Genomic DNA, 12565 nt, shown 5'->3' with positions numbered 1-12565 from the left:
GATTATATTCCTTTACCAACCTGGGTTTTGCCAGTTATCGCCCGTTATTTTCTGCATTTTGGTTACCTCATTTGCGGGCAGGGGAAAGATAAGGTATTTGTCGGCCAACGCCGCACGGTCGTTTTTAACCACGAAGCGCTGGTAGGTAAATCCGCCGCTGCCATTGGAAACCGGACGCATGCCGGTAACCACTTTACCGTTATCGCTAAGGGTCTTCCACCGCCGGAGGTCATAAAACCGGTGCTCCTCGTAAGCCAGCTCCACCCTGCGTTCTGAGCGTAGCCGTAGCCGGAATGCTTCTTTGGACAGCCCTATTGGCAATGCAGGCATGCCCACGCGCGCCCTTACCGCATTAACAGCATCCAGGGCATCCTGCGGAGCGGTATTGCCGGGCGCTGCTTCGTTGGCCGCCTCGGCAGCATTCAGATACAGCTCGGCCAACCGGTACAATTTAAAGTAACCGTCATTATTTGAATTCCGGTCGGAAGTAAAATTGGAAAACTTCCGCAGGTAATATCCCGTGCGTGTATTACGGATATCGGTGGCGGATATGGGTGCATTTCCGCCGGCATCCATTGTTACCTTACTGGCGGCATTGCCCAGGTTAAACGGCGCACCATGATAATAGATGCTGGCCCGGAGCCGTGGATCCCGTTTGGCAAAAGGGTCTGCGGGATTATAAAGCGTGTTGGCTGCATTGTAATTGGGTTGCAGGTGATCATTATCTAAATAGGGACGCGCCGGATCCAATACGGGCTGCCCGTCGATGGTTTCAAATGCATCTACCAGTTCCTGTGAAGGATTATCGCCCGAAGTAACAATGCCGGGCGTAAACGGCAGACCGTTGTAATTGTACACCTGCAGCCGCTGGTTCAATTCAAATACCGTTTCCTTATCGCGTACCCGGTTCACATCCGAACGGGTACGGAAATAAATATCAAAGGCATTATATCCGCTGGCCGCCGGAGGCACCACATCATAAAGTTTAAACCCGTTTTCAAGACAGATGCTTAATGCCTCCTTTGTATAACGCGCCGCAAGCTCCCAGGTAACCGAGCCATCATTCCATAACGGGCTGGCCGCATAAAGCGCTGCCTGCGATTTCATAGCGGCGGCTACTCCTTTATAAAACATGCCCCGTTGAAACTCGGTTTCTCCCTGTATCCAGCCCATCGCCGCATCGGAAACATTTTTCAGCACATCATCACATTCTGCAATAATGAACAATGCCACGGTGGAAAAGGATGGGCGCTTTTCCATGGAATAATCATAGTTAACAGGGAGCGGTTTGGTATAAATGGGTACACCGCCATACCGTTTGATCAGCTGCAGGTAATAAAAGGCACGCAGCAAACGGGCCTGGGCCTTATAACCCGCGCGTATCGTCTGGCTGGCTACAGCGGCCGAATCAATATTTTCCAGGAACACATTGCAGTAGCGGATGCCTTCAAAATTACCGGCCCACCAGTTGGAGTTACCGGAATTACCACTTTCAACCGGATTAAAAAATGGTGTCAGCAACCCACGATGCCATTGCTGCTCCATACTGTTATTCACTTCTCCGGCCTGCAGCGCTTCATCACTGTACCCCGCTAAAAAGCCACCGCCCGCATAAGAGCTGCCATAGGGCTGCATTTTTGTATAGCAAAGATTCAGGTAGCCGGCTGTTTTTTTATAACTGTCAAAAACCTCTTCATAAGACACCCTTCCATCTGCGTATTCCGGCATCTTGGTACAGGAGGCCAATAAATAAACAGCAAGCAGTGCGTACAGGTGTATTATATACGTTCTATTCATGATTGTCTGCATTAAAATTGAATATTTAACCCCAGGTTATAAGTTCTGTAAACCGGGTAAGCAATGAATGTATTTCCTTCCGGATCCAGCCCGTCAAATTTAGATTTGTGAAACGTAAGCAGGTTCTGACCGCTTCCGAAGAGGCGCAGATTGGTTGCGTTTGTTTTACCAAAAATATGGGTAAAGGTATACCCGATCTCTACGGTCTTTAACCGCATATAGTCCCGCCGGTTTACAAAAAAATCGTTAATGCGGGTACTTGATGAAGACTGGGTAGAAAGAGCCGGGTATCCGATCTCCTCGTTGTTGGCATAACGCTCCGGGGTCCAGGCCGTACGGTGTATGGGGAAATACGTGCCGCGCCCGTAATTCTCCATCACCCCAATGCCCTGTAAGTAAGCACTGGTACGGCCAACGCCCTGGATCTGTATATAACAATCAAACATTTTATAGTTGAAGCCTGCTGCAGCACCATAAGATAATTCCGGGATGGCAGTGAAGCCCATGGGCGCCATATCTTTTTCATCAACAATACCATCCCCGTTCAGATCCCGGTAAATAAAATCGCCGGGACGGGGCTGCGCGCCGGAATAAGTTAGCTTCCGGTCTGTAATTTCCTGCGGACTATTGAAATACCCGTTCCCATTGCTGTAGTCGACCAGGTAACCAAATAACTGTCCAATGGGATATCCGGTTGACCGGTAGGGGTAATAGTACCCGCTGCCCGACTGATCCAGCTCCCCGAGGTCGACCACCTTGCTTTTGTTGTACAGGATATTTCCCGATACAAATAGTTTCCAGTCTTTATTGAGCGTTTTATCGAACCGGATATCAGCTTCCAGTCCTCTATTTACAATCAGCCCGGTGTTGATATAGGGGAACGCGCCAACCGGAATGCCCTGCATGGATGGCACCATATTACTTTGTACAGAAATATTTTTCTGCGCCTGCCGGAACGCATCCAGCCGGATGGTGAACATTTTCAGCAATTCCATATCGATACCCAGATTCAGCTGCTGTTGTTTTTCCCAGGTAACCAGTGGGTTGGCAATGTTATTTTCCCGGATCAGACTTCCGATATACAAGCCTGCAATAGGACCTCCCGATGTGGCGGTTATATTATCCATATACGAAAAACGGGGGTTGGGCAACTGGTCGTTTCCGGTTAGGCCATAAGACGCGCGCAGTTTTAAAAAGCCAAGCCATTGTTCCGCAGGCTTCATAAAGTTTTCCCCGGAGACGATCCATGCAGCCGACACCGCCGGGAAGAACCCCGCCCTTCTGCCAGGAGCAAACTGATCGGAACCCGTATAGCCGGCTACAAACTGGGCAATGTAGCGCGCTTTATACATATACCTGACCTTTCCGGACAGCGCTAACCGATCATATGGAATTACGGTTTGAATAGACATGCCATTCGCATAAACCGGTACATAATTCTGGGCAAAATAATTAACAAAGCCTTCTACAGTATGATGGGTATTGAAGGTTCGCTGGTAGTTCAGCATGCCGTTGAAATTGAGGAAATAGCCAAAGAGTGAATTCCGGCCCATCGCCAGCGGCGTTTCTGTATTTTCGCCATAAGGCTTGTAAATAATGCTGTCTCTTCCATCCGCCGTTTGCGCAACACCGTCCCTGATAAACCGGGGATAATCTTTTGTTCCGGAGCGCGTGCCATAATACTTGGTTTCAAAAGCCATATAACCAGACGCGCTTAAACCGGGCGTGATAAATTTGAGATCAACGTTCAATCCCAGCGTCCCATGATAATCCGTGATCATCTCTCTCAGGTAGCCACTTTTATTAATAGCGCCATAAGGCGGATTATTATTGTACAGCGTGGCAATTACGTCCCCGTTGGGTGTAAGCGGACCATTTTCTGTGGGAGGCATGGTAAGTATATTCTGCAAGATGCTGCTCATACTGGTGGTGGGCCGGTTTCTACGGTCGATATTTACAGACTGGTATAAAAAGGCACTCAGGTTTTCCAGTATTTTCATTTCCACATTTGCCCGGACTGTAAACCGCTGCAAGGCATATTCGGGATTAAACCGCTCCTGCTTTACCGTACGTAACAAAGAGCCCTGCCGTAAATAGCCGGCATTTAAAAAATAGTTCACCTTTTCGCCCGCGCTGCCTACCGAAACATTGTACCGGTCCAGCACCGCCTGATCTTTCATAAAGAGCTGATACCAGTTATTATCCGGGTACCGTTCCCTGTTTACCGCAGGATCCCTGAACTTTTCAATATCGTTTTTTGTATACGGAAGATTGAATACCCCATCATTCATATAAGCCTGGTTCCGGAGTGTGGCATACTCCCAGGATGGCAGGATGACAGGGCCCGAAACCGCCTGCTGTACCCCGTGGTTTACTGATGCTGTAATTGCATTCCCCTTCATGCCTCTGCCCTTCTTTGTGGTGATCAGCAATACGCCATTGGAAGCCTGGTATCCATAAACCGCCGTTTCCGCTGCATCTTTTAAAACAGTAACTGTTTCTACTTCCTGGGGGTTGATAACACTGATATCCAGCAATGGCGAGGGCACACCATCTAAAACGATCAGCGGGCTGTTGCCGTTAACGGTACTGCGTCCTCTTACATAAAGCGACACCCCATCGGCATAAGGCTGTTGTGTACCCTGCTTTACAATTACACCCGGTAACCGGCCGGCCAGGGTAGACGCCAGGCCCGGCGCCGGTGTTTTGATCAGTTCACTGCCCTGCACACTTGAGATAGCACCCGTAATGTATTTTCCCGGACTGAACTTCAATACCGGTAATGGCACTATTTCACCTGAAGTATCTGTATTGCCTAATTCCGGTACAGGTATGGTATCCTGCACAACGGGCCGCAAATTACCGGCGGTAGCTGCGGCAGCGCCTACCTGCAAAAGCATGCCGGTAAGTATTGCGATAAAACCTGTATGCATCTTATGTATTGTCATTTCCATTATTATCTTATTATCATTAGCCGTTAAGACCTGTATGTTTGATTACCAGCCTTTGTTTTGCCATACCTGTTTGGTGGCGGCTTCCAGTTTTATCACTTCTTTTTGGGGAATGGGATAAAAGTGCCATTTCTTCTGATAGTTGGATTTACTGGGAGCTCCGTTGCCACCTCCTAATACAAAGCGATCGTATTTAAACGAGCCATCCCCATTTTTGGTAATCCGCATACCTGTAACAAATTTCTCTTCCTTCAGGTCCTGCTCCAGGGGCGTCCAGCGACGTACGTCGAAGTAGCGGGCCTCTTCATAGGCCAGCTCCACTCTTCTTTCATTTCTCACAATGGTGCGGGCGTCTTCAATGGATGAAGCGGTCTTATCTACAGCGGGGCTAAACCCTGCACGATGGCGTATTTTATTTACATATTCCATGGCCTCCGCTATATGGCCGGCCTCCGCAGCACACTCGGCCAGATCAAGAAAAGACCGCCCCAGCCGGAAGAAACGGGGCTTTCCATCTACAAAACGAAATACGGCCGGCCAGTAAAGCGTGAAGTACGCCTTACGTGAATAGTAACCGGTATGGGTATGTTTGGCGTTGTTTAAATTTAAGCCGCAGTTGCCTCCCACAAAGGTTTCTATAGGCGCAATATTATCAGAACCATATCCCGCAACGATATAGGTACTGCCATTATAAAATGTGGAAGCATAAAAACGGGGATCTCTTCCCACATAAGGCTTTTGAGGATCATATCCCGACCCCGGCAGGTAGTTGGGTTGTAAATGCTGCTCATCCAGGTAAGGCTTTACCGGGTCCAGCACCGGCTTTCCGGTTGCGGCCATATCATAGGCATCGATCAGCTCCTGTGTAGGTACATTACCTGCAAAGGATCCGCCCAGTATGGGTAATGTTTGTATATCAAAAAAATCCATAGAAGCTCTGAAGTTCTCCATGATGGTTTCCCTGTCATTGGGGGTAGCCGAATAGTCGGGGTTCTGTGCAAAGTATTCCTGGTAAGCACTGCTGTAGTTGCCGCCAACCTGGTAATCGGTGTAAAGCTGGTAGCCGTTTTGCACCAGCAACTCTACGCTTTTCTTGTTTACCTGGTAGGCCCATTCCCATAAATTTTCGCCGCCATTGTTTGCCGGGCTGGCCGCATACAATGCTGCCTGGCCCCGTAAAGCAGCGGCAATCCCCTTGGTCATCCGGTTCTGCTGGTTGCCATCCGTCAGGCGCCAGGGCAGGTTTTCAGAAGCCAGGGCCACATCACAATCGGCCACGATCTGGCGGCAGATGTCGGCATAGGACGCCTTCTTTATTGCTGAATAATCTTCCCCTACCTGCATTACGGAGGTGGTTAACGGAACGGGGCCATACCATTTGATCAGTTCCATATAAAAATAGGCCCTTAATAAATGGGCTTCCGCCGTCCACCATTCCCGGTCTTTCTCCGACTCTACTTTTGCCTGGCCAATATTTTGCAGGAAAAGATTGATCCGTCTTATTTGTTTAAAATAAGAAGCCCAGTAATTACCATCCCAGGGAAAGCCCAGTACGTCGGTTGTTTCCAGGCTGTTATTAGCCGCCGTAATACTTCCGTTATACGCATCCGCCAGCGGCCCATCGGTTCTTGTATACCAGGACTCATCCGACAGCCCTACCGGGTTATTGGCAAAAAAGAAATAGTTGAGTCCTTTAAGCGGCAGGTTATCAAAACAGGTATTAAACATCGCTTTCACCTTTTCCTTATCCTGAAATACATCTTCATAAGAGATCCTTCCATCAGGTGTGGCATCTAACACTTTCTTACAGGAAATAAGACAGCAAAGACTTATGATCATCAATACAGCGCGCATCATTTGTTCAGTATTTAAAACGAATTAGTTAAAATTGATATTAATACCCAGGTTATAGTTTTTCATCAGCGGATATACAAATCCATTGGCCTGCTCCGGATCAAAGCTGCCCATGCGGAGCTGATCCCAGGTGAGCAGGTTTGTAGCATTTACGTAGATACGCACGCTCTTTGCAAACCGTTTGGTAACACCGGTGGGAATGGTATACCCCAGTACCACATTGCGCAGGCGTAAATAGGATGTGTTCATAATATAGTAATCGTTTGGAATATGGCTGGACGAGGCCGTTGTAGCAAGACGGGGATGGTTGATGGTTTCATGTTGCTGGTACCGTTCTGCCGACCACCTGTTTAATTGCCATGAATAGAAACTGGCCGAACCCATTTCCTCAAAAACCCCGGGACCTTCATAATATTTTGAAGCACTGCTTACCCCCTGCATCAGCAACGAACAATCAAAATTTTTATACCGGAGGTCTACCTGCATCCCATAAGAAATATTGGGCAGGTTGGCCTTACCGATGGGTACCATATCTTTTTCGTCTATAATGCCATCTCCATTCTGATCGGTGTAAATAAAATCTCCCGGCCTGGGTGTTCCTACCAAATAGTTCAGCCCCGATTTTGTAATATCTTCCGCACTGTTAAAAAATCCGGAGCCATCTTTTCCTTTGGCCGGATCAACGGATCGGTCGATGCGGTAGCCCCATTGCTGCCCCAGCGAAAAGCCCTCAATCCGTTTACGATACACATAATCATGTGCTCTCAGGGGTTCATCATAAAACAGCACCTTATTTTTATTGTAACTAAAATTCAGACTGGTGTTCAATGAAAAATCTTTTGAAACCGGCTTCTTATATCCCAATAAAAACTCCATCCCCCTGTTATCAATTTCGCCCAAATTCAGTACCGGCAATACGCTTTGCGGTACCCCCAGTACATCGGGCACGGTTTGCGGTCTTAAAAGAATACCGGTTCTGTTTTCGCGGTAAAAATCGGCGGTTAACGATAACCCGTTTACAAATGAGAGATCCAAGCCGGCATTCTGCTTCTTTGCCCGTTCCCAGGTAATATTGGGATTGCCGATCATCACTTCATTGATCTTATTGCCGGCGCCCCCCAGGGTTGGCACATCCCCTCCGTACAGGCCCGTGCCACCTATCACAATATTATCCAGGTAAAGGAACCTTGAAGTGCCGAGCAAATCATTTCCAACAAAGCCGTAGGAATAACGGAATTTCAGGTTATTGATCCAACGCACCTGTTTAAAAAAGGCCTCATTAGAAACCACCCAGCCTCCGGATAATGCCGGGAAGAAACCGAATCGCTTCTTTGGAGAAAATTGTTCAGAACCATTATATCCCACATTGAACTCAAACAAATACCGGTTGTCATATCCATAAGTGGCCCGGCCCGATAAACCCAATATATTAAAGGGCAGGTAGGGTGCTTCATAACCCGAGCCCTCTCCGGCCTCCCAATAATCCCGCTGAAATAATACCAGGCCGCCTATGGCATGCTTTCCAAAATTCCGGGCATAATTAAACTGCCCCTGCAGGTTTACCCGCATAGAGCTTGCAGATGATTTACTAAGCGACAGGGGATTATCCTCCGTTTCATTTCCACGGTTGATGACGTATACTCTCCGGGGTTCGTTGTTCAGCGTAATATCCTGGTAATTGAATACCACATAATTTTTGGAAGCCGTCATCCGGGTTGAGCCCAGTGAGGTAAGTGCCGCCGAAGCGCCAAATTTGAGCCCCGGGGTAATGGCATCCAAATTATAATCCAGCCCGAATTTTCCATCAAAGCCAGAGCGGGTGCCTAATGTGTATCCGCTTCTGTTCAGATCCCCATAAGAAGAACCCGTGCCATATTTGTCTGCCACAATCCTGCCCGCCGACAGTGGCTGCAGCTCGCTATTCATATATACGGGAACACCGTCTTTTGATAGCGGCCCCACATCGGTTGGCCTGCTTGTTAAAGCATTTACAAACAATGTAGCAAAACCAAATTGTCCGTTCAGCAGGTTGGAGTTGTTTACGCGTTCTATATCTCCCGAAAGGTTGGCATATAACTTTATAGCCTTTGTTACATCAAAATCAACATTTGCACGGAAATTATAACGGTTCACTTTTGTTTGCGCGTCATATTTCAGATACGATTTAGGTTCTACATTGAATAAACCCGACTGTGTGAGATAGCCCACACTGGCAAAGTAGCGCAGCCGCTCCGTGCCCCCACTCAGGTTTACATTTGTACGGGATAATGGTGCGTATTTTTTAAACAAAATATTTACCCAGTTATTATCCGGATACCAATACGGATCTGCGGGGTTCCCGGTTTTCCAGCTTTCATATTTGGCAATGTCTGCGGCGCTGTACTCCGCCGGCATACCATCATTGGTCAATGCCTCATTACGCAAATGCACATATTCATAAGAAGGCAACCTGTCTGGCAGGTATGCCATCTGCTGAAGGCTTTGCTCCGTAGATGCACTAATGGATACTTTTCCGGCTTCACCTCTTTTTGTAGTAACGATAATAACACCGTTGGCGCCCCGCACTCCAAAAACTGCGGTAGCAGAAGCATCTTTTAAAACGCTGACACTGGCCACTGAAAACGGATCCAGTTGACGTAACCGGCTCATCTCAGCAAATACCCCGTCGATCAATATGAGTGGATTTACGCCATTTGTTGTAGCAACACCTCTCAGGTATAGTGCCGCGTCATCCTCACCGGGCATCCCGGTTCCCTGCACTACCGTAAGCCCCGGTATCAATCCTTTTAAGGATGCACCAAAATCGGGCGACAATTGTTTGGTCAGTTCGGATCCGCTGATCGTAGCAACCGCGCCGGTTAGCGTCACTTTCCGCTGTTTTCCGTAGCCTACCACAACAACCTCCTCCAGCCCCTTGCGGTCTTCAGATAATAGAACTACTACATCCCCAATGCCATTTAATAACAATTCTTTGCTTTCATACCCGGTATGTGAAAAAATGAGGGTCTGCCCGCTCCTGGCACTGATCCGAAAAACACCGTCTTTATCCGTAACAGTTCCGATGCCGCTGCTGTCTTTTACAGATACAGAAACCTCTTCCAGCGGCCCGGTTGCATCTTTTACAGTACCCTGAATCATTTGTCCCTGTACCAGTTGGGAAGCAGCTGTCATTGCAGACAACAAAACGAAAAATATAACTATCCTTTTTTTCATATTACTACATTACTTTTGGAGTTACGCCCGGTTAAACACAGGCATTTAACGATGCAGGCGCGGTTCGTACTTTACCCATGGCGCTGCACAGCACATTTTTTATGCACCGATCCCAAGAAGTTATCTTCTGCAACCGTTACCCCTCATTCAAAAAATTAGTTTTGCCGTTATCTAATGTGAATGTAGTATGTTATTTTTTCTTTACTGACCTGCCTTGTACTGATCGGGCTGAAAATTTTATGGCATGCAGTTTCATCCACTTTAAGCGATAACCGATGCTTGTGTTGAGGTGTCATCTGCAGCTCCGGCAGGTATATTTCCCGCAGCTTTATACAGATTCAGAAGGGTCATACGACAGTCTGCAATAAAAAGGTTCGTGCATACACATAGCCGTCAACTTAAGGGTTAGCGGAAGAAATTGCTGCATTGTCAGATTCCGTTGGCGGGGCTATCGTGTGGACATATTTCGGGAGCTTGTGCGGAAGTGATTTTTCTATAGTCGTTGCTAAAGTACCCGAAGGCTACAATGTGCATGGTTCCCAGCATCAGCCGGGAGTTATTCACATTGTAGCCCTTCAGACTACGCATATCTTGTTTTGGTAAGTGTCTTCTGTTAAGTTGACGGCTAGGGTGCATACACGAACCAAATTGAACCCTCAACGGGATATCGACCCAAAGGCACTACATTATCCAGTGTTGAAGCAAGGTTGCCAGGCCAAGAAATACAGCAAACCCGATAATATCCTGGAAGGCCGTCTCAAAAGGACCGGCTGTTGTAGCCGGATCAAATCCCATTTTTTTAGAAACCGAAGGGATAAGCGTTCCCATTAAACCGGCGGTAAGCATAGAACAGGTAAGCGCGATCCCGATTACAATACCAAAAGGGATATGCTTTGCCCAGATCGCACCGATCGTGCCTAAAACAACCCCACATGCGATGGCCATTAACAGGGTTGTTAAACTCTCTTTCTTTAACGATGCCCAGATATTTTTTTTATTGGTTGACTCCATATCAAGTGCTCTTACGGTAATAGCGGCAGCCTGTAATCCTACATTGCCCGATATTGCGGAGATAACGGGCATAAACGACGTCAGCAAAATGATCTTCTGAAGAACGGCATCGTAATGCGAAATGATCATACCGGCTACCAGTTCTATTACCATCGTTCCTAACAACCATGGAACACGCAATTTAGCCGCCTGTACCGGGGTCAATTGTTCCATCGTTTCAGCATCCGTACCTACAGCCTGCGTATATAATCTTCGGGATCTGTTTACAATGATCGACATTAAATCATCCGCAGGTACCACCCCGATCAAATACCCTTCCTCATCTGTTACGGGTAAACTCATAAACTTATATTTAGAGAGAATGGCAGCAGCGTCCGTTTCATCAATCGTTGCCATTACCGAAACCACCTCTTTTTCCATAGCATCTTCAATCCTGGTCTGTGGGTCACACATCAGCAAATCTCTTATAGAAATCACACCCAAAAGGGTATACTTTGAGGCTTCAGCTGTTTTCTCCACTATATAAATATCATCCGGTATATCCACTTCCGGATCGGTATACTTAACGATCCGGATCCCTTCTGCAACTGAAATGCCTTTTTGCAGGCGGACAAAATAAGTGGTCATTAGCCGTCCGACCGATCCCTTGGGATAAGAGCGCCGCAACTGCGCTTCTTCCACTGCGGCAGAGTCCCTTATTTTCTTTTTTAAATAGGTATTTAACCGGGATGGAATATCGGTGATGAGTGCAGCTGCTTCGCGGGGAGGCAACGCATCCAGCAGGTTGATCAGCTTTTCGGGATGCAATGCCAGTATCTTATTGGTTCTTTCCGGTTCCAGCTTTACCAATACATCGGTTGTCATGGGCATATCAAGTGCCTCAAATACACGTGCCGATTGTTCAGGCGAAAGCTCTTCCATAACAAGTGCCACATTTGCAGCCGTCTGCTCCTGCAATATAGTTTTGATCACTTCATCTTCATTCTCGCGCTTCTCATCCGATAGCAGGGCTTTAATTTGTGTTGCAAGGTCTTTCCATTCGGGTTCCTGGGACATATCTCCTGATTTTTTTATAAATCTACCTGCTAAAAGTCTGCCATTGTTCTTAAATGCCCGCCCTAACCACTTTAAACGTATCCATCCTTCTTTCTTTTTGACGAAAGACAGCAAATGAGCCATTGCAACAGGATCATATTTTTGGTATCGCCGCTATCACCTGTGCAATATTCTCCACATAAAAACAAAAAAGATGAATAAATGTGGTAAGAGATCAGGGCCGCTTTTTGTTACCGGTGAAAAAAGGGGGAACAATGGTGCTTACAGAAGGCGGGCAAGCCCAAAAATTTAAAAGGTTGATGCATAAAGAAACCAGCTGCGGAGTAATGAACCGATTCATGTAACCGCTCAGACAAGATTTTTCATCTTAGGCCATTCTATACTTCCTAAAAAGTTCCTTCCTGTATATAATCAAAAACAAGCCTAATAATTAACCGCTATCATTATTACTAAAATAGTCATATCCTTTTGATAGTTGTTTTACTGCCCCGGGGTTTTGGTAATATGACTCCAACGCGCGTACTAATGTGTTTTCTACATCGTCAACCCGGTTGAACTTTTATGGAGAGAACTTCGGCGGAAATATTTCCACAACAAAATATTCAACAGCCTTGACGATGTAGAAAACACATTAGTACGCGCGTTGGAGTCATATTACCAAAACCCCGGGGCAGTAAAACAAC

6 protein-coding genes are annotated in these 12565 nt (G+C 47.1%); all 6 read right to left on the bottom strand.

Annotated features, from left to right (window positions below):
- Window positions 1-12 precede the first annotated feature (12 nt).
- A complete protein-coding gene (locus tag Q1V85_RS23175; protein WP_300603916.1) occupies window positions 13-1797 on the bottom strand; it encodes a RagB/SusD family nutrient uptake outer membrane protein in 1785 nt (594 codons plus the stop codon).
- Between the two features lie 11 nt (window positions 1798-1808).
- Window positions 1809-4751: a SusC/RagA family TonB-linked outer membrane protein gene (locus Q1V85_RS23170; RefSeq protein ID WP_300603914.1), complete on the bottom strand. Its 2943-nt coding sequence runs from the start codon at window positions 4749-4751 to the stop codon at window positions 1809-1811.
- A 42-nt stretch (window positions 4752-4793) separates the two neighbouring features.
- On the bottom strand, window positions 4794-6605 hold the full coding sequence (locus tag Q1V85_RS23165) for a RagB/SusD family nutrient uptake outer membrane protein (protein WP_300603913.1): 1812 nt from the start codon (window positions 6603-6605) through the stop codon (window positions 4794-4796).
- A 21-nt stretch (window positions 6606-6626) separates the two neighbouring features.
- Window positions 6627-9815, bottom strand: coding sequence for a TonB-dependent receptor (locus Q1V85_RS23160; RefSeq protein ID WP_300603911.1), 3189 nt, complete (start codon window positions 9813-9815; stop codon window positions 6627-6629).
- A gap of 429 nt (window positions 9816-10244) precedes the next feature.
- A complete protein-coding gene (locus Q1V85_RS23155; RefSeq protein WP_300603908.1) occupies window positions 10245-10403 on the bottom strand; it encodes a hypothetical protein in 159 nt (52 codons plus the stop codon).
- A 93-nt stretch (window positions 10404-10496) separates the two neighbouring features.
- Window positions 10497-11882: a magnesium transporter gene (gene mgtE, locus Q1V85_RS23150; RefSeq protein WP_300603906.1), complete on the bottom strand. Its 1386-nt coding sequence runs from the start codon at window positions 11880-11882 to the stop codon at window positions 10497-10499.
- Window positions 11883-12565: the final 683 nt, after the last annotated feature.

It is taken from the genome of Niabella sp. (genome assembly GCF_030150205.1).
Taxonomy (GTDB): Bacteria; Bacteroidota; Bacteroidia; order Chitinophagales; family Chitinophagaceae; genus Niabella.
This window is presented reverse-complemented; position numbering and strand designations above follow the sequence as displayed.

Bases quoted from the DNA above. Each gene is read 5' to 3' on its own strand.
- Q1V85_RS23165 (WP_300603913.1), bottom strand. From the start codon at position 6,605: ATGATGCGCGCTGTATTGATGATCATAAGTCTTTGCTGTCTTATTTCC.
- Q1V85_RS23160 (WP_300603911.1), bottom strand. From the start codon at position 9,815: ATGAAAAAAAGGATAGTTATATTTTTCGTTTTGTTGTCTGCAATGACA.
- Q1V85_RS23175 (WP_300603916.1), bottom strand. From the start codon at position 1,797: ATGAATAGAACGTATATAATACACCTGTACGCACTGCTTGCTGTTTAT.
- mgtE (WP_300603906.1), bottom strand. From the start codon at position 11,882: ATGTCCCAGGAACCCGAATGGAAAGACCTTGCAACACAAATTAAAGCC.
- Q1V85_RS23155 (WP_300603908.1), bottom strand. From the start codon at position 10,403: ATGCGTAGTCTGAAGGGCTACAATGTGAATAACTCCCGGCTGATGCTG.
- Q1V85_RS23170 (WP_300603914.1), bottom strand. From the start codon at position 4,751: ATGGAAATGACAATACATAAGATGCATACAGGTTTTATCGCAATACTT.